The sequence below is a fragment of the Sphingomonas sp. AC435 genome, from assembly GCF_979253005.1.
This window is the reverse complement of sequence record NZ_CEEDCJ010000004.1, coordinates 440,146-465,823: the sequence shown is the minus strand read 5'-3', so window position 1 is coordinate 465,823 and position 25,678 is coordinate 440,146. Positions and strand designations below refer to the sequence as shown.

General features: G+C 66.4%; 23 protein-coding genes and 2 tRNA genes. 16 read left to right on the top strand and 9 right to left on the bottom strand.

Features of this window, described 5'->3' with window-relative positions; genetic code table 11:
• Positions 1-7 precede the first annotated feature (7 nt).
• Complete coding sequence (locus AC0CH8_RS11235; RefSeq protein ID WP_465239940.1) at positions 8-595, bottom strand: PEPxxWA-CTERM sorting domain-containing protein; 588 nt, start codon at positions 593-595, stop codon at positions 8-10.
• A gap of 278 nt (positions 596-873) precedes the next feature.
• A tRNA-Cys gene (locus AC0CH8_RS11230) sits at positions 874-947 on the bottom strand.
• Between the two features lie 231 nt (positions 948-1,178).
• Here AC0CH8_RS11230 and AC0CH8_RS11225 point away from each other — a divergent pair.
• The 7 genes from AC0CH8_RS11225 (at position 1,179) to AC0CH8_RS11195 (ending at position 12,342) form a co-directional block, all read left to right on the top strand.
• The gene (locus AC0CH8_RS11225) at positions 1,179-1,844 is read left to right on the top strand and encodes a protein-L-isoaspartate O-methyltransferase family protein (protein ID WP_465239939.1); all 666 of its coding nucleotides are present in this window, start codon (positions 1,179-1,181) and stop codon (positions 1,842-1,844) included.
• A gap of 4 nt (positions 1,845-1,848) precedes the next feature.
• Positions 1,849-3,384: a TolC family outer membrane protein gene (locus AC0CH8_RS11220; RefSeq protein WP_204193472.1), complete on the top strand. Its 1,536-nt coding sequence runs from the start codon at positions 1,849-1,851 to the stop codon at positions 3,382-3,384.
• A 27-nt stretch (positions 3,385-3,411) separates the two neighbouring features.
• A complete protein-coding gene (locus AC0CH8_RS11215; RefSeq protein ID WP_465239938.1) occupies positions 3,412-4,059 on the top strand; it encodes a DUF2497 domain-containing protein in 648 nt (215 codons plus the stop codon).
• A gap of 49 nt (positions 4,060-4,108) precedes the next feature.
• The gene (locus tag AC0CH8_RS11210) at positions 4,109-5,725 is read left to right on the top strand and encodes a histidine kinase famiy protein (RefSeq protein WP_465239937.1); all 1,617 of its coding nucleotides are present in this window, start codon (positions 4,109-4,111) and stop codon (positions 5,723-5,725) included.
• Positions 5,726-5,768: 43 nt separating this feature from the next.
• Positions 5,769-7,826, top strand: a complete 2,058-nt coding sequence (locus AC0CH8_RS11205; protein WP_465239936.1) for a S9 family peptidase — start codon at positions 5,769-5,771, stop codon at positions 7,824-7,826.
• Positions 7,827-7,879: 53 nt separating this feature from the next.
• Positions 7,880-10,582 (top strand): valine--tRNA ligase, encoded by a 2,703-nt coding sequence (locus AC0CH8_RS11200; RefSeq protein WP_465239935.1) that lies wholly within the window; start codon positions 7,880-7,882, stop codon positions 10,580-10,582.
• Positions 10,583-10,947: 365 nt separating this feature from the next.
• Positions 10,948-12,342, top strand: a complete 1,395-nt coding sequence (locus AC0CH8_RS11195) for an MATE family efflux transporter (protein WP_465239934.1) — start codon at positions 10,948-10,950, stop codon at positions 12,340-12,342.
• Here AC0CH8_RS11195 and AC0CH8_RS11190 read toward each other — a convergent pair whose 3' ends face one another.
• The 5 genes from AC0CH8_RS11190 to AC0CH8_RS11170 form a co-directional block, all read right to left on the bottom strand.
• A complete protein-coding gene (locus AC0CH8_RS11190; protein WP_465239933.1) occupies positions 12,343-13,560 on the bottom strand; it encodes a dihydroorotase in 1,218 nt (405 codons plus the stop codon). It abuts the gene before it with no gap.
• Positions 13,560-14,543, bottom strand: a complete 984-nt coding sequence (locus AC0CH8_RS11185; protein WP_465239932.1) for an aspartate carbamoyltransferase catalytic subunit — start codon at positions 14,541-14,543, stop codon at positions 13,560-13,562. Before AC0CH8_RS11185 ends, AC0CH8_RS11190 begins: the two co-directional genes overlap by 1 nt.
• 62 nt (positions 14,544-14,605) lie before the next feature.
• Positions 14,606-15,238: a PEPxxWA-CTERM sorting domain-containing protein gene (locus AC0CH8_RS11180; protein WP_465239931.1), complete on the bottom strand. Its 633-nt coding sequence runs from the start codon at positions 15,236-15,238 to the stop codon at positions 14,606-14,608.
• A gap of 96 nt (positions 15,239-15,334) precedes the next feature.
• A complete protein-coding gene (gene ruvX / locus AC0CH8_RS11175) occupies positions 15,335-15,799 on the bottom strand; it encodes a Holliday junction resolvase RuvX (protein WP_465239930.1) in 465 nt (154 codons plus the stop codon).
• A complete protein-coding gene (locus AC0CH8_RS11170) occupies positions 15,796-16,905 on the bottom strand; it encodes a DUF3089 domain-containing protein (RefSeq protein WP_465239929.1) in 1,110 nt (369 codons plus the stop codon). The genes ruvX and AC0CH8_RS11170 overlap by 4 nt, the downstream gene beginning before the upstream one ends.
• Before the next feature lie 96 nt (positions 16,906-17,001).
• Here AC0CH8_RS11170 and gatC point away from each other — a divergent pair, with 96 nt between their 5' ends.
• The 7 genes from gatC (at position 17,002) to AC0CH8_RS11135 (ending at position 23,289) form a co-directional block, all read left to right on the top strand.
• Positions 17,002-17,289 (top strand): Asp-tRNA(Asn)/Glu-tRNA(Gln) amidotransferase subunit GatC, encoded by a 288-nt coding sequence (gene gatC / locus AC0CH8_RS11165; RefSeq protein ID WP_120581787.1) that lies wholly within the window; start codon positions 17,002-17,004, stop codon positions 17,287-17,289.
• Positions 17,289-18,773, top strand: coding sequence for an Asp-tRNA(Asn)/Glu-tRNA(Gln) amidotransferase subunit GatA (gene gatA / locus AC0CH8_RS11160; protein WP_465239928.1), 1,485 nt, complete (start codon positions 17,289-17,291; stop codon positions 18,771-18,773). The genes gatC and gatA overlap by 1 nt, the downstream gene beginning before the upstream one ends.
• Positions 18,764-19,183, top strand: a complete 420-nt coding sequence (locus tag AC0CH8_RS11155) for a hypothetical protein (protein ID WP_465239927.1) — start codon at positions 18,764-18,766, stop codon at positions 19,181-19,183. Before gatA ends, AC0CH8_RS11155 begins: the two co-directional genes overlap by 10 nt.
• Positions 19,180-20,652, top strand: coding sequence for an Asp-tRNA(Asn)/Glu-tRNA(Gln) amidotransferase subunit GatB (gene gatB, locus AC0CH8_RS11150; protein ID WP_465239926.1), 1,473 nt, complete (start codon positions 19,180-19,182; stop codon positions 20,650-20,652). Before AC0CH8_RS11155 ends, gatB begins: the two co-directional genes overlap by 4 nt.
• Before the next feature lie 81 nt (positions 20,653-20,733).
• Positions 20,734-21,495, top strand: a complete 762-nt coding sequence (locus tag AC0CH8_RS11145) for a hypothetical protein (RefSeq protein ID WP_465239925.1) — start codon at positions 20,734-20,736, stop codon at positions 21,493-21,495.
• Between the two features lies 1 nt (position 21,496).
• Entirely contained in the window at positions 21,497-22,678 is a 1,182-nt protein-coding gene (locus AC0CH8_RS11140; RefSeq protein ID WP_465239924.1) for a M48 family metallopeptidase, read from the top strand.
• A gap of 14 nt (positions 22,679-22,692) precedes the next feature.
• Positions 22,693-23,289 (top strand): hypothetical protein, encoded by a 597-nt coding sequence (locus AC0CH8_RS11135; RefSeq protein WP_465239923.1) that lies wholly within the window; start codon positions 22,693-22,695, stop codon positions 23,287-23,289.
• An 18-nt stretch (positions 23,290-23,307) separates the two neighbouring features.
• On the opposite strand, the gene AC0CH8_RS11130 is transcribed toward AC0CH8_RS11135, so the two are convergent.
• Positions 23,308-23,550 carry a hypothetical protein gene (locus tag AC0CH8_RS11130; RefSeq protein ID WP_465239922.1) on the bottom strand — a complete coding sequence of 81 codons (243 nt, stop codon included), beginning with the start codon at positions 23,548-23,550 and terminating at the stop codon, positions 23,308-23,310.
• Position 23,551: 1 nt separating this feature from the next.
• Positions 23,552-23,713: a hypothetical protein gene (locus tag AC0CH8_RS11125; protein ID WP_465239921.1), complete on the bottom strand. Its 162-nt coding sequence runs from the start codon at positions 23,711-23,713 to the stop codon at positions 23,552-23,554.
• Between the two features lie 152 nt (positions 23,714-23,865).
• On the opposite strand from AC0CH8_RS11125, the gene AC0CH8_RS11120 reads away from it, so the two are divergent.
• Together AC0CH8_RS11120 and tig are read left to right on the top strand one after the other, a co-directional pair.
• Positions 23,866-23,950 (top strand) — tRNA-Leu (locus AC0CH8_RS11120).
• Between the two features lie 68 nt (positions 23,951-24,018).
• Positions 24,019-25,671, top strand: a complete 1,653-nt coding sequence (gene tig / locus AC0CH8_RS11115; RefSeq protein WP_465239920.1) for a trigger factor — start codon at positions 24,019-24,021, stop codon at positions 25,669-25,671.
• Positions 25,672-25,678 lie beyond the last annotated feature (7 nt).

Below are 25,678 nucleotides of genomic sequence, written 5' to 3'. Positions count from 1 at the left end.
GAGCGAATCAGGCGAACGAAATGCTCGTCTTGACCGAACGGCGACGGCGGAGAGCGCCGCCTGCAACCCCGGCGCCCGCGATCATCAGTGCCCAGGAGGCAGGTTCCGGAACGGCGCCGCTCGCCTGGAACGTGAACGCGTCATACGCAACGCCCGCAGGGTCGTCGGTGCTCAGCGACAGGCTGGTGATGCCGCTGAAAGCAGTGAGGTCGATAAAGAGCGTATCGAAACCGCCGCCGTTGTTAAACGAAGTAGCGAACGCGCCACCCGCACCGATTCCGGAGACGAACAGGTTCGACGCCCCGTCATAGCCCGACGTTTCGAACGTCAGGGCGTCGACCGCGGCCGAAAACAGGACGGTCATCGACGCCGAACAGTTGCCGCCGACTGTATACGGGCAGATTTCATTCGCCAGTCCCGCAGCGCCGACGAAAAACCGCCCGGTCGAAGAGGTGAAGGTTGCTTCCGGATACACGATGGGGCTGGCGGTCGCGCCGGTGGAAAACCCCGTGAAGTCGATGGTGGTGGATGCCGCCGGCGATGCCGCAGAAACAGCCGCAACAGCAGCTATCGAAATTGCACTGAACATTTTCATAGTTGTTCTCCCCCGACATCGACTCGGTAGAAACGATGCCACCGACGAGGGTACAACTCGGGTTGAACCGGATGCCATATCCCATTCGGGCTAGAAGCTGCGATCAGGGGACTGATAATCCGCCATATATGGTGCTGGCTGATGTGACCTCGGCGTCTTCGCCGGAGTGAAACGCGTGGGAGCGCACTGACACCCGACGCGATTGGCCATCAACGACACACGCCCCGGCACCATAAGAACGTGGACCCGACGCGCCATGCGGCAGCGTCTCGACCGTCTGGAGGCCCGACCGGGAATCGAACCCGGGTGCAAGGATTTGCAGTCCTCTGCGTCACCACTCCGCCATCGGGCCTCGACGCGGGGAGGCGGCGCAATGCGGTGGAAACAGCCGGGCGTCAACCGCTGAGTTCACCCGTACGCCGCGGTTAGCGTGCGTTAACCAAAATTTCGCGATCCGCCGATTAAGAAGGGCGAACCGAAGAGCCACGATGTCCATCCCGCTTGCGCTGCCCGGCCCGGGCGGGATACGACAAGGTTAATCAAGTGTATTGCACAACTAATACGGTTGTGCGACGGGGGTGGTATGACGACGACGACGACTCACGCATCCGTGGACATCGCCCGGCTTCGGCAAGCGATGGTCGCCAGCCAGCTACGGCCGAACGCGGTCGACGACCAGCGCGTCGTCACGGCGATGGCGACGATCCCGCGCGAGGCGTATCTGCCTTCGACCGCGGCGTCGCTCGCGTATCGCGACACCGCGATCCCGCTCGGCCGTGCCCGCTACCAGAATTCGCCGCTCGCCACCGCGCGGCTCGTCAACGCCGTCGAGATCGTGCCTGCAGACCGGGTGCTGCTGATCGGCGCGACCGGCGGCTACACCGCGGCGCTGCTGGTCGAGCTTGGCGCGGTCGTGACGGCGGTCGAGAGCGATCCCGAACTCGTCGCCGTCGCCCGTACCGCGCTCGGGGACACAGCGACCGTCGTGGAAGCGCCGCTGACCGAAGGCCATGCCCCCGGTGCGCCCTACGACGTGCTGTTCGTCGACGGCGCGGTCGAAGAACTGCCGGACGCGCTGCTCGCCCAGCTTCGCGACGGGGCCCGGATCGCGACCGGTCTCGTCCAGAACGGCGTCACCCGCCTCGCGGTCGGTGCCCGCACCACCGGTGGCCACGCCGTGCAACCCTTTCTCGACGCCGAGTGCGTCATCCTCCCCGGCTTCACCAAGCCCGCCGCCTTTAGGTTCTGACCTCATGACCATTCGCACTGCTCGCGTCGGCCTGTCGGTCGCCGCAACGATCCCGCTCGTCTGCTTCACGGGCACCGCCGCCCCGGCCGAAACGCTGCGCGACGCGCTGCAAAAGGCCTATGCGAGCAACCCGACGATCACCGGTCAACGCGCCGCCCAGCGCGCCACCGACGAGACGGTTCCGATCGCCCGCTCGGGCGGTCTGCCGTCGCTGTCCGCGAACAGTCAGGCGACGGAGAACGTCGTTCAGGCGAACAACAACTTCCTGAACCCGGAACGGCTGGCGAACGGTCAGCTTCAGTTTTCGGTGCCGATCTACCAGGGCGGGTCGGTCAGGAATGCCGTCAAGGCGGCGGAAACGCGCGTCGAGGCCGGCCGTGCAACGCTCCGCAACACCGAGGCCACGACCTTCACCAACGTCGTCGCCGCGTACATGAACGTTTTGCGCGACGAGGCGATCGTCGGACTGAACCAGCAGAATGTCCGCGTCCTCGACGTCAATCTGCGCGCCAGCCGCGACCGGTTTCAGGTCGGCGACCTGACCCGCACCGACGTCGCCCAGTCGGAGGCGCGCCTTGCGCTCGCCCGCGCGCAGCTTCAGTCGGTGGAGGCGCAGCTGATCTCCAGCCGCGAGAATTACATCGCCGTCGTCGGCACGCCGCCCGGCATGCTCGACCAGCCGCCGGTGATCCCCAATCTGCCGTCGTCGCCATCGCAGGCGGTGGACGTGGCGCTCGATCGCAACCCGCAGTTGCTAGCTGCGCGGAAGTCGGCCGATGCGACGCGCTACGACATCGGCGTCGCTCGCGCGACCCGTCTGCCACGCGTCGCCGCGGTCACGTCCGGCACCTATTTCAATTACCTCGGCTCGGTGCCCAGCGTCGCCAATGGCCAGCGCATTCCGGGCAGCGGCACCGCCCTGACCACCGGTTTCCAGCTGTCGCTGCCGCTGTTCCAGGGGGGGCAGCCCGCCGCCCGCGTTCGTCAGGCGGAAGCCGGTCGCGGTCAGGCGCTCGAGGTGCTCACCGCGACCGAACGCGCCGTCGTCTCCCAGACCCGCTCGGCTTACGCGATCTGGCAATCCTCGCAGCAGGTGATCGCCTCGTCCGAAGCGGCGGTGAACGCCAACAAGCTCAGCCTGGAGGGTGTGCGCGCCGAAAACAGCGTCGGCACCCGGACGATCCTCGACATCCTCAACGCCGAACAGGAACTTTTGAACAGCCAGGTGACGCTCGTCACTGCGCGCCGCGATGCCTATGTCGCAGGCTTCGCGCTGATCGCCGCGATGGGCAACGCAGAGGCCCGCGACCTGGGGCTGGACGGCGGATCGCTTTACGATCCCACGATCAATTACCAGCGCGTGCGCGGCCGGATCGGCGATTTCGGCGGCGACGGAGAGCCGACGCCGATCGCGGGAACGACCCGTTCGACACCGGCCCAGACCGCGATCGTCAACCGGCCGCTCGACCCCGCGCTCGATTCGAACGTTGACAGAAGCCCGGCATTAACCACAGGAAAGTCGTCGCCGAACCGCCAGTAGGGGCGTTTCGATCGGGAAGTGCCGCTGATGGGGGACATGAGCGTGGAGCCGTCGATGGAAGAAATCCTGTCTTCCATCAAACGGATCATCGCGGAGGAAGGCGACGGGCCGACGCGTGGGCGTCGGATGTCCCGTCCCGCGCCCCCGCCACGCGACGACGATCATGAGGTGCTGGAACTCAGCGATCCCATACCGGAGCCCGGTCGGCCGCAATTCTCGCACGCCGAGCCCAGCGTCGATCGCCGGCCCGAACCCGCTCCTGTTGAGCCCGCCCGCGTGGAGACGGCTCGCGCCGAAGCGGCGCGTGTCGAGCCGATCCGTCCGGAACCGCAATCCTATTCCGAGCCGGAGCCTGCTCCCCGGATCGAAGCCAGCCGTGCCGAAGCCGCTCGCATCGAACCGCCGCGTCCGGAACCCGTTGCACCCGCAAAGCCGTCCGCGGCCGAGCCCGAACCGATCATCTCCGCCTCCGCCGCCGAAGCGAGCCGGGGATCGCTCGAGAACCTGTCGCGTCTCCTCGTGAAGCCCGATCCCGCCAGCGACGGCACGCTGGAAGGGATGGTCCGCGACATGCTGCGGCCGATGCTGCGCGATTGGCTCGACCGCAATCTGCCGGCGATGGTCGAGACGATGGTCGCGGACGAGATTGCGCGCATTACCGGTCAGCCGAGATAGCGGACGCGTGACGAACGGAACTGAAGATCGGCCGAACGGTTCGCTCGGCATGGGAACACATGACCTGGCGGGTACGGACGATTTCGAACATGGCCATGTCCCGCCGCCCGTAATCGATCACCGGGCTGCGCCGCACGATGCGCCGCACGACATCTTCTTCGCCGCGGTGAAGACGACCCGGATGCCGATGATCGTCACCGACCCCAAGCGTCCCGACAACCCGATCATCTTCTGCAACGAAGCCTTCACCTTCATGACGGGGTATGAGGAGCACGAGATCGTCGGCTCCAACTGCCGCTTCCTGCAAGGACCGGAAACCGATCGCGACATCATCGACCAGCTTCGCGCCGCGATCGCGAAGCGTGAGGAGATTGCGGTCGAGGTTCTGAATTACCGCAAGAACGGCTCGACCTTCTGGAACGCGTTGTTCGTCTCGCCCGTCTTCGACGAAAGCGGCGAGCTCCTGTATTTCTTCGGCTCCCAGCTCGACATCTCCCGCCGTCGCGAAGCGGAGGAGGCGCTGCACGAAGCGCAGAAGATGGAGGCCGTCGGCAAGCTGACCGGCGGTATCGCGCACGACTTCAATAATCTTCTGCAAGTCATTCTGGGATATGTCGATATCCTCGAAGCCAAGATCGATGCCTCCGACCGCGGCGCGCGCCGGGCGGTCGATGCGATCGCGATGTCGGCCAATCGCGGCGCGACGCTGACCCAGCAACTGCTCGCGTTCGCGCGCAAGCAGGAGTTGCGTGACCGCTTGCTCAACTTCAACCAGCTGATCGCCGACTTCCGCCCGATCCTCGATCGCACCGCAGGGGAGGGGGTGACGCTGCGTCGCCAGCTCGACGACCATTTGTGGAACTGCCGCATCGATCCGGTGCAGGCGGAAATGGCGCTGCTCAACATCATTGGCAACGGCCGCGACGCGCTGGGCGGATCGGGCACGATCACGATCTCCACGCGCAACGCCGTGCTGCCCGACGACGGTGCCGGCGCTTCGCTGAAGCTACAGCCCGGCGAATATGCTGCGATCACGATCGGCGACGACGGTCCGGGCATCGATCCGACGATCGTCGACAAGATCTTCGACCCGTTCTTCACGACCAAGGAAATGGGCAAGGGTACCGGCCTCGGGCTCGCGATGGTCTATGGTTTCATGCGCCAGTCCGGTGGGCTCGCCACGGCCGAAAATCAGGAGGGCGGTGGTGCGCTCTTCACCCTCTACTTTCCGCGCGCCAGCGGTTCCTCCACCGAACGCCGCTCGCCGGTCGTCCAGCCACGGTCGCGCGGTGGGGTCGAACGCGTGCTGATGGTCGAGGACCAGATCGAGGTCGGCGAACTCGGGCAGGAGATGCTGCGGGACCTCGGCTATGACGTCACGCTCGTGAACAGCGCGCGCGCCGCGCTCGACGTGCTGGCCGGCGACTCGGACTTCAAGCTGCTGTTCACCGACATCCTCATGCCCGGCGGCATGAACGGCGTCGGTCTCGCCAATGCGGTGAAGCGCGACTATCCGCGCACCGCGGTGCTGCTGACCACCGGTTTCGCGGACGAGGCGATCGACGAGGGTGCGCGCAGCTACGAACTGATCCGCAAACCCTATCGCCGCACCGAACTGAACGAGCGCATCCGTCAGGTGCTCGACAAACCCGGCGCGCGCACCTGAGGCTTGTTGTCGCAGGTTAAGGCTTCTGCTTTATCTTGCCGCCATGAAGCACTTCCTCCTCGCGAGCGTCGCCCTCGCCCTCGCCGTCACCGTATCTCCCGCCGTTATCTCGCCCGCAGCCGCTCGCCAGTTGACGATCGACGACGTGACGATGCTCAGCCGCATCGGTACGCCCACCGCGTCGAAAGACGGCCATTGGCTCGTCTGGGCGCAACGCGAAACCGACCTCGCCAACGATCGCGGCACCTACGACCTCTGGCGGCTCAACCTGACGAAGCGCGGCGCGAAGCCCGAAAAGCTGGCGGCGGAACCGGCCGTCAACGAGAACGACCCGCAGATCGTCGGCGACACCGTCTACTTCACCTCCGACAAGGATGGCGGCGACGGCGCAGTCTGGTCGATGCCGGTGACGGGTGGCGAGGCGCGCAAGCTCACCGCATTTCAGGGCAGCTTCAGCGGCTTTAAGGTGTCACCCGATGCATCGAAGCTGCTCATCTGGGCCGATCGCCTGCCCGGCGCGCCCAGCCTGACCCCGGCGATGGTCAAGAAGGCCGCGGATGCCGGCTCCGGCCGCACGTACGACCAGCTGTTCGTCCGCCACTGGGACACCTGGGCGGACGGCACCCGCTCGCAGCTCTTCGTCCTGCCGCTGACCGCCAACGGCGCGACCGGAGACGGCGTCGTGATCGAGGGCGCGCTGGTCGGCGACACGCCGTCGAAGCCCTATGGCGGCGGGGAGGAATTGGCGTGGAGCCCCGACAGTCGCACCGTATACTTCGCCCTGCGCGAAGCGGGCCGGATCGAGTCGACCTCGACCAATCTCGACATCTTCTCCGCCCCCGCCGATGGCTCCGCCGCGCCGACGAACCTCACCGCCGACAATGACGGCATGGACAATCTGCCGACCGTATCGCCCGATAGCCGCAGCCTGGCCTATTTCGCGATGAAGCGCCCCACCTACGAAGCCGACCGTCAGGTGCTGATGATCCGCGACCTCGCCTCCGGTCAGGTGCGGGCGGTGACGGAGGCGTGGGACCGTTCCGTGGCGTCGATCGCATGGGCGCCCGACAGCCGGTCGCTCTACGTCACCGCCGACGACGTGCAGGAGACGCCCCTGTTCCGCGTCGATGCAAAGACGGGCAAGGTCCAGCGGCTGACCGGCGAAGGCCATGTCTCTGCTGTGGCCGTCGTACCGAAGGGTGCGGTGGTGGCGATCAACAGCCTCGTCGCACCCGACGATTATTACATGATCTCAAAGCCGAAGCAGGCGCAGCGCTTGACGGGCGTGAACGTCGATAAGCTCGCCGGCATCGACATGCCGACCGTGAGCCGCTTCAGCTTCACCGGCGCGAACAACGACACCGTGTACGGCTATGCCGTCAAACCGGTCGGCGCGACGGGGAAGGTACCGGTCGCCTACATGGTCCATGGCGGACCGCAGGGATCGAGCAACAATAGCTGGTCGTACCGCTGGAACCCCGCCGTGTTCGCGGGCGCCGGCTATGGCCTGGTCGCAGTCGATTTCCACGGCTCCACCGGATACGGGCAAGCCTTCACCGATGCGATCCGCGACAATTGGGGTGGCTGGCCGCTCGAGGACCTTCAGAAGGGCCTCGCCGCCGCGACCGCCAAGTTCGGCTGGCTCGACGACGACAATGCCTGTGCGCTGGGGGCGTCCTATGGCGGCTACATGATGAACTGGATCGAGGGCCAGTGGCCCGATCGCTTCAAGTGCATCGTCCAGCACGACGGCGTCTTCGACGCCCGCGCGATGGCCTACGAAACCGAGGAGCTCTGGTTCGACGAGTGGGAGCATGGCGGCAAGACCTATTACGAGGACCCCGCCGCGTTCGAAAAGTGGAACCCCGTCAACCACGTCGCCGCGTGGAAGACGCCGCAGCTCGTTATTACCAGCGAGAAGGATTTCCGCATCCCCTACACGCAGGGGCTGGCCGCCTTCACTGCGCTCCAGCGGCGCGACATTCCCTCACGCCTGCTCGTCTTCCCAAACGAGAATCACTGGGTGCTGAAACCGAAGAATTCGCGTCAATGGTATCGGGAGGTGCTGGGCTGGATGGGGAAGTGGACCGGTCCGAAATGATGCTGGCGGGCTGGGGGGTGACGAACCGCGCGCAGCCCCGCTAAGGGTCTTGCATGACCGAACTTCCCAAGACCTTCGACCCCGCCGCCATCGAACAGCGCTGGTACGCCCATTGGGAAGCGAACGGCCTGTTCCGCCCCGATCGTCCGGGCGCGGAGCCGTGGACGATCGTCAACCCGCCGCCGAACGTCACGGGCAGCCTCCATATCGGCCACGCCCTCGACAATACGCTGCAGGACATCCTGACGCGCCATGCCCGTCTGAAGGGCAAGGATGCGCTGTGGGTGGTCGGCACCGACCATGCCGGCATCGCGACGCAAATGGTGGTCGAACGCCAGATGGCCGCCAAAGGCGAGAAGCGCACCGACCTGACGCGCGAGGCGTTCGTCGCACGCGTGTGGGACTGGAAGGCGGAGTCCGGCGGCCAGATCACGCAGCAGTTGCGCCGTCTCGGCTGCTCGATGGACTGGGCGAACGAGCGGTTCACGATGGACGAGGGCTTCTCCGCCGCCGTTCTGAAGGTGTTCGTCGATCTTCACAAACAGGGGCTGCTGTATCGCGACAAGCGGCTGGTGAACTGGGACGCGGGCCTCGGCACCGCGATCAGCGATCTCGAGGTCGAGACGCGCGAGATCCAGGGCAAGTTCTGGCATCTGACCTATCCGCTCGCGGACGGCAGCGGCACGATCTCCGTCGCGACGACGCGCCCGGAAACGATGCTCGCCGATATGGCGGTCGCGGTGAACCCGTCCGACGAACGGTATACTGTGCTGATCGGCCGTCAGGTGCGCCTGCCGATCACCGGCCGCCTGATCCCGATCGTCGCCGACGAGCACGCCGATCCCGAATTGGGTTCGGGCGCGGTCAAGATCACGCCAGGCCATGATTTCAATGACTTCGAGGTCGGACGTCGCGCCGGGATCGAGGCGCGCGACATGCTCAACATGCTCGATGCGCAGGCCCGTATTGTCCAGTGTGGCGGCGTTCCCGACGAGTTGATCGGCCTCGATCGCTTCGACGCCCGCAAACGCGTGGTCGAGATGCTGGAGCAGGCCGGCGCGCTGGAGCGGGTCGAGGATCGCGTCATCCAGACCCCGTATGGCGACCGCTCCGGCGTCGTGATCGAGCCTTGGCTGACCGACCAATGGTATGTCGACGCCAAGACGCTGGCGCAGCCCGCGATCGAGGCGGTCCGGACCGGCGCGATCAAGCTGGTGCCGAAGACGTGGGAGAAGACCTTCTTCAACTGGATGGAGAACATCCAGCCGTGGTGCGTCTCGCGGCAGCTCTGGTGGGGCCACCGCATCCCGGCGTGGTTTGCGGAGGACGGCCGCATCTTCGTCGCTGAGACGGAGGCCGAAGCGCAGGCCGAGGCGGGCGAGGGCGTGCCCCTGGTCCGCGATCCCGACGTGTTGGATACGTGGTTCTCGTCCGCACTCTGGCCGTTTGCGACACTGGGTTGGCCCGAACAATCCAATGGCCACCCGCCGTTCGTCCTGAGCGAAGTCGAAGGACAGGCCCAGAGCGGCACATCGGGTGGGGGTGCGTCGACGGCGCCCGGCGAGAGTTTGAATGGCCGCTACCCTAATGACGTGCTCATCTCCGGATTCGACATCCTGTTCTTCTGGGATGCCAGGATGATGATGCAGGGCATTCACTTCATGGGAGATGTTCCCTTCAAGACCCTGTATTTGCACGGCCTCGTCCGCGCGGCCGACGGCGCGAAGATGTCGAAGTCCAAAGGTAACACCGTCGATCCGCTCGGCCTGATCGACACCTATGGCGCGGACGCGCTGCGCTTCTTCATGGCGGCGATGGAAAGCCAGGGCCGCGACATTAAGATGGATGAGAAGCGGGTCGAGGGCTATCGCAACTTCGCCACCAAGCTCTGGAACGCGTGCCGGTTCGCGCAGGCGAACGGCATCGGCGGATCGACCACGCTCGAACCTCCCGCCGCCACCCACGCCGTCAACCAGTGGATCGTCGCGGAATGCGTCGCCACGGTGCAGGCGGTCGACCTCGCCCTTGCCGAATTGCGCTTCGATGCCGCGGCCAATGCGATCTACCAGTTCGTCTGGAGCCGCTTCTGCGACTGGTATCTGGAACTCATCAAAACGAACATCGATGATGAGACCAAGGCCGTAGCCGGTTGGGTTCTCGACCAAATCCTGGTCCTTCTCCACCCGTTCATGCCCTTCATCACCGAAGAGCTGTGGCATGGCCTGGCACCACGCGATCACGACCTGATCGTCGGGCGCTGGCCGATGCCGGACGCGCGCGCGCTGCATCCGGAGGCGGAGCAGGAGATCGACTGGCTGATCCGCCTCGTCGGCGACATCCGCGCCGCCCGCACCGAACTCAACGTGCCGCCCGGCGCGCGCCTGCCGCTGCACGTTCGCGACGCGTCGGAACAGACTCTGACCAGGCTGGAACGCCAGCGTCCGGTGCTCGCGCGCATGGCCCGCGTCGACCTCGCCGAGGGGCAGGGCGGCGGTGGAGCGGCGCAGGTGGTGGTCGAGGAAGCGACCTTCATCCTGCCGCTGGAAGGTGTCATCGACCTCGACGCCGAACGCACTCGCCTGACTAAGGCGATCGCCGCCGCGGAGAAGGAGCGTGATGCGCTAAACGGCCGGCTGTCGAACGCCAGCTTCATCGAACGCGCCAAGCCCGAGGCCGTAGAAAAAGCGCGAGCCGATCATGCCGACAAGCAGGCCGAAGCCACGCGCTTGCAGGCGGCGTTGGGACGGTTGGGCTAAAACGCCACGTTCAGTGCTCCCGCGAAGCCGGGAGCCCAGTTTGAAAAAAACGGGCGTGCTCGCGGCCACTGGTCTCCCGCCTGCTTTATGGTAGCTGCTCGCCCAGTAACCCACCCCGGCGAAGGCCGGCGTCCAGGTGCCGCCCGGAAAGTGAAACTCACCGCAGTCGCCGACATTGGACCCCGTCCTTTGCCGGGATAGTTCGGACCTCATCGAGACATTGGCTGCGAGAATCCCTGTCCTACACCCTCCGCATCTGCCATCGTCCGGGTCGCTCGCACCCTGAGCACCGAGACCGATGCGACCTGCGCAAACGAGCCGCATAGGACTAACCTTAGCCTAACCTTCCGCGAGCACACCGATCTATGGCACGGAACGACCTCACGACCGGCCCGATCGCTACGACGTTGATCGCGTTCGCTTTACCAACGCTGGGATCGAACATCCTCCAGTCGCTGAACGGGTCGATCAACGCGATCTGGGTGGGCCGCTTTTTGGGGGAGGACGCGCTCGCCGCGACGTCCAACGCCAACATCATCATGTTCCTGATGTTCGGTGCGGTGTTTGGGTTCGGCATGGCCGCGACGATCCTCGTCGGGCAGGCGTGGGGGCGGGGTGACGTCATGGAGGCGCGGCGTGCCTTCGGGTCCGCCATCGGACTGGTGCTGGCATCGTCGATCGTGGTGGCGGCGCTGGGTTTCGCCTTCGCCCACCCGATCCTCGTCGCGCTCGCCACGCCCGGGCCGGCGCTGCCGCTGGCCGAATCCTATCTGCGCGTGATCTTCCTAGGGCTGCCGGCTTCGATGATGCTGGTGCTGGCGATGATGGGCCTGCGCGGCACGGGCGACTCGATGACGCCCTTGTGGTTCATGATCCTCGCGGTGATCTTTGACGCGGGCCTCAACCCGCTGCTGATCCTCGGGGTCGGTCCGTTCCCGCGGATGGGCATCGCCGGCTCCGCCACGGCGACGCTGATCGCCAACGGCATCGCGATCGCCGGACTGGTCGGCTATATGAGCTGGCGCAAGCTGCCGATCCGCCTCTCCGGCGCAGACCGCGCATTCATCAAGCCCGATCCCGCCCTCGTCCGCCTGATCTTGGCCAAGGGCCTGCCGATCGGTGCGCAGATGCTGGTAATCTCCGTCGCCGGGCTGGCGATGGTGGGCCTCGTCAACCGGGAGGGCGTGGCGACCACCGCCGCCTATGGCATCACGCTGCAACTCTGGGCTTACGTGCAGATGCCCGCGCTCGCGATCGGTGCGGCGGTCAGCGCGATGGCGGCGCAGAACATCGGCGCGAACCGCTGGGATCGGGTGTCGCAGATCACCCGCGCCGGCCTGATCTGCAATCTGGCGATGACGGGTATGCTGGTCGGCGCAGTCATGTGGTTCGACCGCACGACGCTTGGCCTGTTCCTCGCCGCCGACAGCCCGTCGATCCCGATCGGCCAGCACATCGCGCAGATCGCGAGCTGGAGCTTCATCCTGTTCGGCGCGACGATGGTCCTGTTCGGAACGGTCCGCGCGAACGGCGCGGTCTGGGGGCCGCTGGTCATCCTGTTCGTCGCGATGTTCCCTGTGCGGCTCGGCATCGCGCTGCTCGCACGGCCGGCGCTGGGGGCGAACGCTCTCTGGTGGAGCTTCCCCATCGGATCGACCGTCACGCTGATCGGCGCGGCGCTCTACTATCTCTACGGTCCGTGGCGGCGCGGTCGGTTGTTGCCGGCGGATGCGCCGCCGGTCGCTCAACCGGCGGAGTAGCTACCGCGCGACGACCTCGCGCCCGCCCTTCCACAGGGTCACGGCGCGCCCCTCGACCGGCAGTCCGTGGAACGGAGTATTTCCAGCCGAAGCAAAGGCTTCGCCGTCGATCCTCCAAGCGGTTCGTGGGTCGAGCAGCAGCAGGTCGGCCGGTTGACCGACCAGCAACGTCCCGCTGTCGACCCCCAGCACGCTCGCCGGGTTTGTCGCCAGCATCGCGAACAGCCGCTCCATCGACACCAGCCCGTCCCGCACCAGCATCAACGCGAGCGGCAGCAGCGTCTCCGCCCCGGCCATACCCGCCGCTGAGTCGGCGAAGGGCAGGCGCTTCGCCTCCGGCCCATGCGGGTCGTGGCCGGACGACAGCACGTCGATCGTCCCGTCCGCCACCGCGGCAAGGCATGCCTGCCGATCGGCCTCCTCCCGTAAAGGCGGCGAAAGGTGCGCGAAAGTCCTGAAATTGCTGACTGCGATCGCCGACAGGTGCAGATGCGCGGGCGTGATGCCGCAAGTCACCGCCACGCCACGCCGCTTGGCCGCTCGCACCAGATCGAGCGCCGCCGCCGTCGTCACCTGACGGAAATGCAGCCGCGTGCCAGTCTCCTCCGCCAGCATCAGGTCGCGTGCCACGGCCAGCGCTTCGGCGACTGCCGGTGCGGCCGCCAGCCCCAACCGGGTCGCCGTCTCGCCCTCGGTCGCAACGGCATGCTGGGTCAGCGCACCGTCCTCCGCATGCGTCACCACCGCCATGCCGAGCCCCGCGGCATAGGCCAGCACCCGCGCCATGACCGCCGAGTCGGCAATCCAGCCGCGACCGGTCCCCACCGCCTTCGCCCCCGCTTCGGAACAGATCGCCATCTCGGCGAGATCGCGACCCTTCAATTCGCGCGTTGCCGCAACGATCGGGTGGATCCAAAGGTCGGGCTTCCCCACGAAGGCCGCGCGCTGCACGATGCCGGGATCGTCCAGCACCGGCGACTGATCGGGCATCAGCCCGACCCGCACGATCCCGCCGCGCCGGCACGCCTCCCGGTCGACCTTGAACACGCCGAGGTCGACGATGCCCGGCGCGAGGAGCTTACCGCCGCAATCGACGACCTCCGCGCCGTCCGGTACCTCCACGACGCCAACCGCCGCGATCATGCCGTCACGGACCAGCAGCCCACCCGTCGTGACGCCGTCCGGCAGGACCAGCCGTGCATTCGTCAATGCCAGCATCACCAGCCCTCCACGCCGCGCGCCCGGCGCGTCAGCACGTCGAGACACGCCATGCGCACCGCGACGCCCATCGCCACCTGTTCGGTGATCGCCGACTGCGGTCCGTCCGCGACCGCCGAGTCGATCTCGACGCCGCGGTTCATCGGCCCCGGATGCATTACCAGTGCCCCCGGGACCGCCCGCGCCAGCCGCTGTTCGGTCAAACCATATCGCAGCCGATATTCGCGGGGGGAGGGGACCAGCGCCCCGTCCATTCGCTCGTTCTGCAATCGCAGCATCATCACCACGTCCGCCCCCTCCAACGCCGCATCGAAATCGGTGAAGGCAGTCACCCCCATCCGCTCGATCGCCTTCGGCATCAGTGTCGAGGGCGCGCAGACGCGGACCTCCGCGGCGAGAGCAGTCAGGCTCAGAATGTTCGAACGCGCGACGCGGCTGTGCAGCACGTCGCCGCAGATCACGACGCGCTGGTTGGCGATCGTGCCGCGCCGCCGCCGGATCGTCAGTGCGTCGAGCAGCGCCTGCGTCGGATGCTCGTGCCGGCCGTCACCGGCGTTCAGGACGGCGCAGTCCACCTTGTCGGCGATCATCTTCACCGCGCCCGAACTCATGTGGCGGATGACGATCACGTCGGCGCGCATCGCGTTCAGCGTCTGCGCCGTGTCGATCAACGTCTCGCCCTTCTTCACGCTGGACTGCGCGGCGTGCATGTTCACGACGTCCGCACCCAACCGCTTCCCGGCGATCTCGAAGCTCAGCAGCGTGCGCGTGCTGTTCTCGAAAAAGGCGTTGATCTGCGTCAGGCCGGCGAGCGGCGCCTCGCTTTTTGCATGAGTCCGGTTCGCCTCGACCCAGTTTTCCGCCTCGTCGAGTAGGAAGGCGATCTCATGCGGCTGGAGGCCGTCAATGCCGGTCAGGTGGCGATGCGGAAAGACCGCGCCCCCCTGGATCATCGTGGCGGGGCGGTGGTCTGAACGTTCCATCGACGCCCGCGGGTAGCGAAGCCGGGAGCGACGGGCAAGCTGCCGCTCCCGGTGTGCAGGTGTCAGGCGATGGCGGCGACCTGCCGACGGCGACGCAGGCCAGCGCCCGTGATGCCAATCCCCGCGATCATCAGCGCCCAGCTTGCCGGCTCCGGCACCGCCGACAACACCGCATTATCAGGCGCAAAATCGCTGATGTCGCTATTGCCGGCAAAACCGACGCGCGGCCACAGATTGAAACCGTAGCGATCGAACGCAAATCCGGTCGATGGCAGCAACGCAGCGTCGATGCGCGCCGTGAAGCTGTTGCCCACGATCGAAATGTCGGCGGGATCCAGAGTTGCGGCGCCGAGCCGCCCCGTGCCGTCCTTGTTGATGACGATCGCCTGATTGAAGATGACGTTGCGCTGGCCGATCGACGCGAACGGGCGGATCGTGCCGGTGCCCGTGTTCACGCCAATGACGTAGATGCCCGGAGATCCGGAGACGATCGTTCCGGCCATCGTCGCCCCCAGCAGGAACTGGGCGCTACCGGCGTCGTAGCTGACGGAAAAGCTCGTGACGTCCAGATCCGCAAGGCGCGGCCCGGTGTAGCTGGTGAGGAAGTCGTTGGTGGCATCGATAACGGTGGTGGCGGATGCTGGGGCGGAGCCCAGCGCGATGGCGGCCGACAAGATCGCTAGAACGGGTCTCATGGTCTTCTCCTGGTGAGCGGACGCGAGCCCGCCTCCTGAGGCTATCCCATATCTTTACTGAATTTCGCTTTCATATCCGAAACGATCGGTTTCACTTTAGGTATGATCGATCGTCAGGGCGTCTATCGCACCTTGCAGGATGTAGGCGGCAGCAAGGTTGTCGATCCGCTCGGCCCGTTTGGCGCGGCTCATATCCTGTTCGATCATCGCACGCTCCACCGCGACCGTGGACCAACGTTCGTCCCAGAGCAGCACCGGTCCCATGTCCTCCACCAGACGGGCGAACGAACGCGACGACTGGCTGCGCGGGCTTTCGGTCCCGTCGAGGTTGAGCGGCAGCCCGATGACGAGGCCGCGGACACCCTGCGCCTTGGCCAGTTCCAGCAATTGCACCTTGTCCTTGGTGAACTTCGTCCGGCGCACAAGCGTCGCAGGGCTGGCGAAGCTCCAGCCGGCGTCGCACAGCGCCGTGCCGATCGTCTTGGTGCCGACATCGAGCCCCATCAACCGGCCGCCGGTCGGTAGCACCTCCAGAAATGCGGCGGGTTGCGTCGTAATCATCGTATGAACGCCGCCATCCGGCGGGCTGCATCGGCGCGGACGTTCGCCCAGAACAGGCTGTAGTCGTAAACGTGATAATTGTTACCCGGCAGCACGTACGGTCCTATGTCCGGCCCTTCGCCGATCAGCAGGAACCCGCGGCCCTGGCACCGCGCCGGCACCTTGCCCGCGACGAGCTCGGCCGTCGTGAGATCCTTCGCAGGGTATAACGTGCCGAGATTGGCGCTGGCAGGGGCCGGTACATCGGGCCGACCGACCAGCGGGTTCGTGCAGACCATTTGCGTGTTCTGTCGGCTCTGCCCGTTGAAACCGCGCGTGCGATCGTAGGTGTCGGTAATCAGCGACGGGTCCGCCGGCTCCGCGAAGGTCAACCACGACAGAATGCAGCCCGGCTGGTCCGGCGTCCGACATTCGGACAGGCCCATCGCCGGCAGGTCGGTCGCGCGCGACACCGGCCAGCCGACGACGTACGCAGCAACGATCCGCCGGCGCAGACGTGCATCCTTCGCCACCCTGTCGCGCAGCAGATGCGTCAAGTGCAGTGCGCCCTGACTATGGCCGGCGAGGATGATCGGCCGGTCGGGCGCGATCTGGCGCAAGAAGCTGTCGAACGCGGCATCGACATCGCCATACGCCAGCCGTAACGCGCGCTCGGCATCCGCGGCGCTGGTCAGGAACGCGCCAAAAGTGGCCTGCCGATAACGGGGAGCCCACACCTCCCCGACCTCGTTGAAGGCGCTCGCCTGCCCGCGGATGAACAGTGCGGCGCGGTCGTTGGTCTCCGGATCGGTGACCGGCGCGTTCCAATGATCCCGGCTGACATAGGAGGTCGGGTGGATGAAGAACACCGCCGCACCGCCGGCCTTGGCGCGCGGGCTATACCCGGCCGGCGTCCACAGTGCCGGGTTGCCCGGCAAGTCGGGCCGGGCGAGCCACATCGCCTTGTCGTCATAGGCGCGGCTTGCGACGCTCGGCTGCGCGTGGAACGCCTCGCCCGGCACGAGCGTCCAGCGGATCAGGTCGTTGCCGTAGAAGCGATAGGCGAACGCCCCCGCGATCACGAGCACGATCAACACCACCATCACGTACAGGAACTTGCGCGCCATCGACTACTCCACTCTTCGTGCCCGCCCGTGCCCTAGCGGGCATGGCAGTGCAAATTGCATTGCGCGGCGGCGACGCGCGATGCTAGCCGCACGGCCATGTCAGTCGATACCGCCACCGTAAGAAAGATCGCGAGCCTCGCCCGCATCGCGATCACCGAGGAGGACGCCGCCCGCGTCGCCCCGGAACTGGACAACATCCTCCACTGGATCGAACAATTGGGAGAGGTCGACACGTCGGGCGTCGAGCCGATGACGGCCGTCATCCCGAACACGCTCAGGCTGCGCGACGATGTCGTGACCGCGGGGGGTATCCGCGACGACCTGATGAAGAACGCACCGCAGGCCGAACACGGCTTCTTCGCGGTCCCGAAGGTGATCGAATAATGGCCGACGTGACGGATTTGGGCATCGCCGGCCTGCGCGATGGCGTGCGCGACGGCAGCTTCTCCGCGGTCGAGGTGGCGGAGGCGTTCAATGCCCGCGTCGCATCGGCGAAAGCGCTGAACGCGTTCCTGGTCGAGACGCCCGAGCATGCGCTGACTGCCGCCCGCGCCGCCGACGCCGCGCGGGCTGCCGGCGATGCACCGAAGCCCCTCGCCGGCGTGCCGATCGGCATGAAGGACCTGTTCTGCACCGCCGGCGTCCAGACGACTGCGGCCAGCCACATCCTCGAAGGATTCGTCCCGCCCTACGAATCTACCGTGTCGCAGAACCTGTGGGATGCGGGCGCGGGGATGCTCGGCAAGCTCAACATGGACCAGTTCGCGATGGGTTCGTCGAACGAGACGAGCTATTTCGGGAACGTCATTTCCCCTTGGCGGCGCAAGGACGGGGGCAACGCTCCCCTCGCACCCGGCGGATCGTCGGGCGGCTCGTCCTCGGCTGTCGCGGCGCGGCTATGTCCGGGTGCGACCGGCACCGACACGGGTGGCTCGATCCGTCAGCCGGCGGCGTTCGTCGGCATCAGCGGCATCAAGCCCACCTATGGGCGCTGCTCGCGCTGGGGCACGATCGCCTTCGCCTCGTCACTCGATCAGGCCGGACCGATGGCGCGAGACGTCACCGACTGCGCAATCATGCTGGAGGCGATGTCGGGCTTTGATGCGAAGGACGCTACGTCGCTGCAACTCGAGGTTCCCAGCTGGGAGACGAACCTGTCGCCCGACCTGAAGGGGAAGCGTGTCGGCGTGCCGAAGGAGTACCGCGTCGACGGCATGCCGTCCGAGATCGAAGCACTGTGGCAGCAGGGCATCGACTGGCTGCGCGATGCCGGTGCGGAGATCGTCGAAGTGTCGCTGCCGCATACCAAGTACGCGCTGCCCGCTTATTACATCATCGCCCCCGCGGAGGCGTCGTCGAACCTCGCCCGCTATGATGGCGTCCGCTACGGCCTGCGCGATCTGCCGGACGGTGCCAACCTTCAGGACATGTACGCCGCTACGCGCGCGGACGGTTTCGGGGACGAGGTGAAGCGGCGCATCCTGATCGGCACCTACGTGCTGTCGGCCGGCTTCTACGACGCCTATTACACGCAGGCGCAGAAGGTCCGCGCGCTGATCGCTCGCGACTTCGAGAAGGCGTGGGAGGTGTGCGACGTACTGCTCACCCCGACCGCGCCCTCTGCGGCGTTCGCGCTGGGCGAGAAGTCGGCGGACCCGATTGCGATGTACTTGAACGACGTGTTCACCGTGCCGTCGTCGCTGGCGGGGCTGCCGGCGATGAGCGTGCCGGGTGGCCTCGACAAGGACGGGCTGCCGCTCGGCCTCCAGATCATCGGCAAGCCGCTCGACGAGCAGGGCGTTCTCAACGCCGGGCTGGCGATCCAGCACCGCGCCGGCTTCACTGCGCGACCCGGGGCATGGTGGTAACTTCGCGAGCCTTCGTCGCGCACAATGTCGAGGTGCTGCGGGAAGCGCAGAACGCGCTGAACGTCGCCTTCGGTGCGATCCTGAGCGCATATGTCGGCGTGTCGCTGTCGGAGATCGACAACCATCCGTTCGACCAGCATGTCCTCGCGCGGTTCTTCCTGGCGCTGGCGGTCTTCATCCTGTGGCTCTGCGTCGGCAACAGCGTCATCCTGCGCGGCGAGTATCGGCTCGGCGTCCTGTTTCTCGGCTTTGCGGCAGGAGCGGCGGTGATCGCCCACCACGAAGCATACGAGCTCGGCTTTCAACCGGCGATCCTGCGTATCCTCAGCGGCTGCTGGATCGTCGCGCTGCTCGGCAGCAATGCGGTGCTCACCGCCATCAACTATATTCATCATCGGAACCGGACATGAGCGACTATCGTATCCAGGGCGCGACGGGCGAGTGGGAGGTCGTGATCGGCCTCGAGGTGCACGCGCAGGTCACCTCCAACGCCAAGTTGTTCTCGGGCTCGTCCACCACTTTCGGCGCCGAGCCGAACACGCAGGTGTCGCTGGTCGATGCCGCGATGCCGGGCATGCTGCCGGTGCCGAACGCCGAGTGCATTCGTCAGGCGGTCCGCACCGGCATGGCGATCGACGCGCAGATCAACACATGGTCGCGGTTCGACCGGAAGAACTATTTCTACGCCGATCTGCCGCAGGGCTACCAGATCAGCCAGCTCTATCATCCGCTGGTCGGTGAAGGCGCGATCGACATATCGCTGGACGAGAAGAATCCGGATGCCAGCGGCAAGCGGATCGGGGTGGAGCGCATCCATGTCGAGCAGGATGCGGGCAAGCTGATGCACGACCAGCATCCCACGCGCTCCTATGTCGACCTCAACCGATCGGGCGTCGCGCTGATGGAGATCGTCAGCCGTCCGGACATGGCTTCGCCTGCCGAAGCGGGGGCTTACCTGAGGAAGCTACGGTCGATCCTGCGCTATGTCGGATCGTGCGACGGCAATATGGAAGAAGGATCGATGCGCGCCGACGTGAACGTCAGCGTTCGCAAGGCGGGCGAGCCGCTGGGCACCCGCACCGAAACGAAGAACGTAAATTCCGTCCGCTTCGTCATGGCCGCGATCGAGCACGAGGCGAACCGTCAGGTCGATGTGCTCGAGTCCGGCGGTCGCATCGTTCAGGAAACGCGACTGTTCGACCCCGACAAGGGCGTGACGCGGTCGATGCGCTCGAAGGAAGACGCGCACGATTACCGCTACTTCCCCGACCCCGACCTGCTGCCGCTGGTTCTGGACGACGCGTTTCTCGAGGCGTGCCAGGCATCGCTGCCGGAACTGCCCGATGCCAAGCGCCGCCGGTACGAGGCGGCGGGCATCACCCCGTACAACGCCACCGTGTTGACGGCCGAGGTCGAGAGCGCACGCTGGTTCGATGCGCTGTTGGAGGCGGGGGCGGCGGCTCCGCAGGCAGCGAACTGGACCACGTCCGAACTGTTCGGCGCGCTCAACCGCACCGGCCGCGGCTTCGCCGACAGCCCGGTCACGCCGGTACAGGCGGCGGAACTGCTGGCGCTGGTCGCGGACGGCACGCTGTCGAACAGCCTCGCCAAGCAGGTGTTCGAGATCATGGTGGAGACCGGCGACGGTGCCATCAAGGTGGTCGAGGATCGTGGCCTGAAACAGACCAGCGACACCGGGGCAATCGATGCGGCGATCACCGCGATCATGGCGGCCAATGCGGACAAGGTGGCCGATTACCGTGGTGGCAAGGACAAGCTGTTCGGATTCTTCGTCGGGCAGACGATGAAGGCGATGGCGGGCAAAGCCAATCCGGGCGTCGTCAACGAGCGCCTGAAAGCGATGCTCGATCAAGCGTGAAACTCGCTTGCATATAGCGGAGCGATCTGTAGCCTGATCTCATCCCGTCGTGGAGGCGGGTCTTGAGGGGGCTCAAGCGGCATGTTCGGTCGGATCGTTGCGGTGTTCTTCGCTTGCGCAGGGCTGTTCACCCTCGCCGGCCCGGTGGCCGCGCAAGAGAAGTCCGCCGTTCGCCCGGGTTTCGTCCTGAAACCCGGCAGCGCGCGTATCCTGTTGTTTCGACCGAGGATCCTCGTCGGCGCGCAATCGACCGGTGCCATGTTCGAGCCCAACGCCGATTGGACGGAGCAAGCGCGCGAAAACCTCGGCAAGGCGTTGGCGGCGGCTCAGGCGACGCTGGGCAATACCGTGGTGGTTGCGCCCGAGGCGATCGGCAAGGCAGCCGCGCGACTGGCGGCCTATCAGGCGCTGTTCGCCACCGTGGCGGACGCCGTGGTCGAGTATCAGTTCTTCGCCGGTAACCGCCTGCCGACGAAGAAACGCGCCGGGCAGTTCGACTGGACGCTGGGGCCGGGGGTGGCCGATCTCGCGAAGGATTCGGGCTGCGACTACGCGCTCTTCATCGGCACGGAGGACCAGTATGGCTCGACCGGTCGCAAGATCTTCCAGTTGGTTGCAGCGGTGGCGCGGGTGCCGATCGTGTCCGGATCGCACAAGGGGCAGGCCGGGCTCGTCGATCTGAGGACCGGCGATCTCGTATGGTTGAACGCGGACATGCGGATGGGTGGCGACGTGCGCGATCCCGCCGGCGCCAACAAGCGCATGATGCAGCTGCTGGAGGACTTTCCGGGACGGTCCCTCGACACCGCTGCCAACGCCGAATCCCGCGCGGCGACGCGCTGATATGCGGGTCGCCACGCGCCTCGCGCTCGCCACGACGCTCGTCGTCCTGTTCGGCCTGTCGAGCGCGGCGGGCGAAACGCCCGCAGCGGTGCCGCTGCCGCCCTATGCCGGTGCCTATCAGCCGCAAACCGTGGACGAGCGCGGCGCGTGGATGATGGCGGATGAAGCGGAGCGATCGTTACGCGACTCGCCCGCGCTGATCGGCGACCCTGCGCTCAACGCCTATCTGCAGCGCGTGCTGTGCCGCACCGTGGGGCAGGATCGGTGTCGCGGGATCCGCATCTACATTCTCCGCGTAGCGGATGTGAACGCGTCGATGATGGCGAACGGCACGCTCCAGATCTGGAGCGGTATCCTCCTGCGCATGCAGAACGAGGCCGAACTGGCGGGCGTGCTGGGCCATGAATTCGCCCATTTCGAACGGCGGCATCAACTCAATCATTTTCGCAAGGCGCGAACCGCCACCGACATCGCCGCATGGGCCGGCCTCGCGGGCGGACGTTACGGGCCAACCGTCGCTTTCTCGGCGCAAACCTCGATCTATGCCTTCGGACGCGCGCAGGAAACCGAGTCCGACATGCTGTCGTCCCGCTACATGCAGGCCAGCCATTACGACGGCCATTCCGTCGGCGCGTTCTGGGAACGGCTGATGGACGAGGCCGACGCGACCGCGCTCGGTCGGCACCGGCGCAGTACGCGCTTCGACAGGGTATCGTACTTCGACACGCATCCGGCCACGCTGGAGCGTGCCCGCGCCTTCCACGCCGCAGCCGCCAGCGCGCCGGGTGGCGGCGACGATGAGCATGCCGCATGGGCCGCCGCCCTCGCGCGCTGGCGCGAAGCGTGGCTGGAGGATCAGCTGAAGCTCAACGACTTCGGCGGGACGGAATATCTGCTCGCGCAACTGGGGCGCGACGGCTGGACGCAGGATTTGCTGTTCGCCCGCGGCGAACTCTACCGCATGCGTGGTAATCCGCGCGACCTGATCGCCGCTGCCGATTTCTACCGGGAGGCGATCATCCTCGCACCCGATCATGCCGAGGCGCATCGCGGGCTGGGACTGACTCTGCTCCGCCGCGGGCGAGAGGTGGACGCGGAGACGGGCAGGGCGGAACTTCGCCGCTATCTGACGCTGAAGCCAGCGGCGACGGACGCGGCAATGATGGCGGCGCTGGTCTCATGAACATGGCCGGGCGTGTGATCGCATCCGCCACGACCGCCATCCTGCTCGCGGTCGCCCCGGCCATCGCCGGCAATACTTTGGTCAAGCAGGGTGTGGCGGTGTCGGTGGCCCGGTCTGCGCTGACCGTAATGCCCGATCGCGAATGGAACCGGATGGGCGCGCGACCGGGGCGGCGGTCGGAAACCTGGACGCTGGATGGCGCAACCCTCAACGACCTGACCTTCTATGGTGCGATCGCGACGGGCAAAATGCTGTTTCGCGAGGTCGATCGCAAGCACCGGCCTCTGCCGCGCTACTCGTCGCGCATGTTGCTGACCGACATCCCGATGCTGTTGGAGAACAGCTATCGCATTGCGCTCGGCACGTCGTTGATGACGATCGACACGGTCCAGCCGACGCTGCTGGCGGGCAGCAAGGCGGTGCGGTTCACCTATACCTGTACGAGGCCGGGCGAGGACGTCGAACGACGCGGCGAGGCAGTGGCGGCGATCATCGGCCGAAAGTTGTTCATGATGTCGTACGAAGCGCCAGCGATTTTCTATTTCGACCGCGATCTCGCTGCGTTCAGGCGGCTGGTGGCGACCGCGCGGCTGGCGGAGGGCACCCGGTGAGCGCCCTCCGCCAAACGTTCATTGCTGGGTGAGGTCCTGAATCTTGACGACACCGCCGTCACCACTCACGCCGGAAAACTCGCCGGCGGAGGTGAGGGTTTCCGGCTCCGGGCCCCCTTCGCCGCGTTCTACGGCATCTGATCGGGACTCGACCGCCTGCTCGATATCGCTGCGTGCATCGTCGTCGCGGCGCTCCGGCGGGGTGTTCGGGTCGGTGCCCGGGTGATCCTCGGGGCGGCCTTCGCCACGTGCGTCGGTCATCTCAGATCTCCGCCGGCTGGGCGGTGCCGGGATCGCCCGCGGGCGTGCCGGGCGACGGCTGGTCGATATCGGGTCCGGGCGTCGTGATCTCCGGCGGTGGGCCATCCGGCTGCACCGGCTGCGGCGCGGGGACGGGGGCTTCTTGTGGGGGCTGGGTCGCCATTCTGCTCTCCTTGGACCGAATTAACGTCCCGGGAACGCCGTGGGTTGCGTGTGCCGCTTGCTCCCAAGCGTCGCACTGGTATAGACGCGCGCCCAAGGGGAACGCTGCGAAGTAGCACTGCGCAGGGGATACCCAACGGCGGGTCCAAGATTGCGGGCGTGGCGGAACTGGTAGACGCAGCAGGTTTAGGTCCTGCCATCGCAAGATGTGGGGGTTCGAGTCCCTTCGCCCGCACCAGTCCCGCCCTGCGCGCAGGGGTGGGAAGCCTACGAAATTCATTCGATCCTCAAGATCAAAGGCCGAAGATGCAGACTGTCGAGACGTTGAACGAGGGCCTGAAGCGCGCCTACACGCTGACCATCACCGCCAAGGATATCGACGCGAAGGTCGATGCCGAGGTCAAGCGCGTCGCGCCGCAGGTCCGTATGCCCGGCTTCCGTCCCGGCAAGGTGCCCGTCAACCTGGTGCGCAAGATGCACGGTGAGGCATTGACGCAGGATGCGCTGAACGCCGCCGTACAGGAAGGCGTGCAGAGCCTCCTCGCCGAGAAGGCGCTGCGTCCGGCCATGCAGCCGACCGTCGCGCTCGGCGACGATTACGCGCCCGGCAAGGATGTCGAGTTGAAGGTCGAGCTGGAGGTCCTGCCGGACGTGCCCGCTCCCGCCATCGACGGTCTGAAGCTGGAACGGCTGACGATCCCCGTCGCCGACGAAGCGGTCGACGAGCAGTTGAAGAAGTTCGCCGACCAGCAGAAGCGCTGGGACGATGCCGGTGACAAGGCGGCGGAGCAGGGCGATCTCGTCACGGTCGATTTCGTCGGCAAGACCGAGGACGGCGTCGCGTTCGAGGGCGGCACCGGCACCGACATGGGCGTCGAGATCGGCGCGGGTCGCCTGATCCCGGGCTTCGAGGACCAGCTCGTCGGTGCGAAGACGGGCGAGGAGCGCCAGCTGGCGGTGACCTTCCCGGAGGATTACGGCGCCAAGGAACTCGCCGGCAAGCCCGCGACGTTCGACATCGTCGTCAAGTCGGTGAAGACCGCCGCCGAGAGCAAGATCGACGACGAGATGGCGACCTCGCTCGGGCTCGAGAGCCTGGAGCAACTGCGCGGCCTGCTGAAGGGGCAGATCGAGCAGGAGCATAATGGCCTGACGCGCACGCACATGAAGCGCAAGTTGCTCGACCAGCTGGCCGAGGGTCACGACTTCCCGGTGCCGCCGTCGATGGTCGAGGCCGAGTTCGCGCAGATCTGGCAGCAGCTGGAGCATGAGGCGACTCACGAGGCCGATCCCGCCGCGGCGATGGCCGAGATGGAGAATGATCGCGACGATTATCGCAAGATCGCCGAGCGTCGCGTGCGCCTGGGGCTGTTGCTGTCGGAAATCGGTCAGGCGAACGGCATCGAGGTGACGCAGCAGGAAATGCAGCGCCTGATCATGCAGGCGGCGCAGCAGTACGGCCCGGAGGAGCGCCAGAAGTTCATCCAGTATGTCCAGCAGGAGCCGATGGCGGCCGCCCAGCTGCGCGCGCCGCTGTACGAGGACAAGGTCGTCGACTTCCTGTTCGAGAAGGCGGACGTGACCGACCGCGAGTCGACGCGCGAGGAACTGGAAGCGGCGATCGAGAGCGAGGACGGTTTCGCGACCGGGACGCACGTACATGATCACGATCACGATCACGATCATGACCACAAGCCGAAGAAGAAGGCCGCCAAGAAGAAGGCGGAGCCCGATGCCGTGACGGAGGAGGCTCCGGCCACGGAGACGTCCGAGGAGGCTCCCAAGCCGGCGAAGAAGGCTGCGGCGAAGAAGAAGGCGGCTGCTCCGGTCGAGGCCGAGACGGCCCTGACCGAGTCCGCACCGGAGGCGGCCGAGAACGCCGAAGGCACCGAGGCGGCCGATGCGGCCCCGGCGAAGAAGCCGCGCGCGAAGAAGCCGAAGGCCGAAACCGCCGAGTGATCGGCCG

Coding starts and splice junctions, on each gene's coding strand:
- AC0CH8_RS11155 (WP_465239927.1), top strand. CDS start 18,764: ATGGTGGTAACTTCGCGAGCCTTCGTCGCGCACAATGTCGAGGTGCTG.
- gatB (WP_465239926.1), top strand. CDS start 19,180: ATGAGCGACTATCGTATCCAGGGCGCGACGGGCGAGTGGGAGGTCGTG.
- AC0CH8_RS11145 (WP_465239925.1), top strand. CDS start 20,734: ATGTTCGGTCGGATCGTTGCGGTGTTCTTCGCTTGCGCAGGGCTGTTC.
- ruvX (WP_465239930.1), bottom strand. CDS start 15,799: ATGATTACGACGCAACCCGCCGCATTTCTGGAGGTGCTACCGACCGGC.
- AC0CH8_RS11195 (WP_465239934.1), top strand. CDS start 10,948: ATGGCACGGAACGACCTCACGACCGGCCCGATCGCTACGACGTTGATC.
- AC0CH8_RS11130 (WP_465239922.1), bottom strand. CDS start 23,550: ATGACCGACGCACGTGGCGAAGGCCGCCCCGAGGATCACCCGGGCACC.
- AC0CH8_RS11125 (WP_465239921.1), bottom strand. CDS start 23,713: ATGGCGACCCAGCCCCCACAAGAAGCCCCCGTCCCCGCGCCGCAGCCG.
- AC0CH8_RS11225 (WP_465239939.1), top strand. CDS start 1,179: ATGACGACGACGACGACTCACGCATCCGTGGACATCGCCCGGCTTCGG.
- AC0CH8_RS11235 (WP_465239940.1), bottom strand. CDS start 595: ATGAAAATGTTCAGTGCAATTTCGATAGCTGCTGTTGCGGCTGTTTCT.
- AC0CH8_RS11185 (WP_465239932.1), bottom strand. CDS start 14,543: ATGGAACGTTCAGACCACCGCCCCGCCACGATGATCCAGGGGGGCGCG.
- AC0CH8_RS11205 (WP_465239936.1), top strand. CDS start 5,769: ATGAAGCACTTCCTCCTCGCGAGCGTCGCCCTCGCCCTCGCCGTCACC.
- AC0CH8_RS11200 (WP_465239935.1), top strand. CDS start 7,880: ATGACCGAACTTCCCAAGACCTTCGACCCCGCCGCCATCGAACAGCGC.
- AC0CH8_RS11215 (WP_465239938.1), top strand. CDS start 3,412: ATGGGGGACATGAGCGTGGAGCCGTCGATGGAAGAAATCCTGTCTTCC.
- AC0CH8_RS11170 (WP_465239929.1), bottom strand. CDS start 16,905: ATGGCGCGCAAGTTCCTGTACGTGATGGTGGTGTTGATCGTGCTCGTG.
- gatA (WP_465239928.1), top strand. CDS start 17,289: ATGGCCGACGTGACGGATTTGGGCATCGCCGGCCTGCGCGATGGCGTG.
- AC0CH8_RS11220 (WP_204193472.1), top strand. CDS start 1,849: ATGACCATTCGCACTGCTCGCGTCGGCCTGTCGGTCGCCGCAACGATC.
- gatC (WP_120581787.1), top strand. CDS start 17,002: ATGTCAGTCGATACCGCCACCGTAAGAAAGATCGCGAGCCTCGCCCGC.
- AC0CH8_RS11180 (WP_465239931.1), bottom strand. CDS start 15,238: ATGAGACCCGTTCTAGCGATCTTGTCGGCCGCCATCGCGCTGGGCTCC.
- tig (WP_465239920.1), top strand. CDS start 24,019: ATGCAGACTGTCGAGACGTTGAACGAGGGCCTGAAGCGCGCCTACACG.
- AC0CH8_RS11210 (WP_465239937.1), top strand. CDS start 4,109: ATGGGAACACATGACCTGGCGGGTACGGACGATTTCGAACATGGCCAT.
- AC0CH8_RS11140 (WP_465239924.1), top strand. CDS start 21,497: ATGCGGGTCGCCACGCGCCTCGCGCTCGCCACGACGCTCGTCGTCCTG.
- AC0CH8_RS11190 (WP_465239933.1), bottom strand. CDS start 13,560: ATGCTGGCATTGACGAATGCACGGCTGGTCCTGCCGGACGGCGTCACG.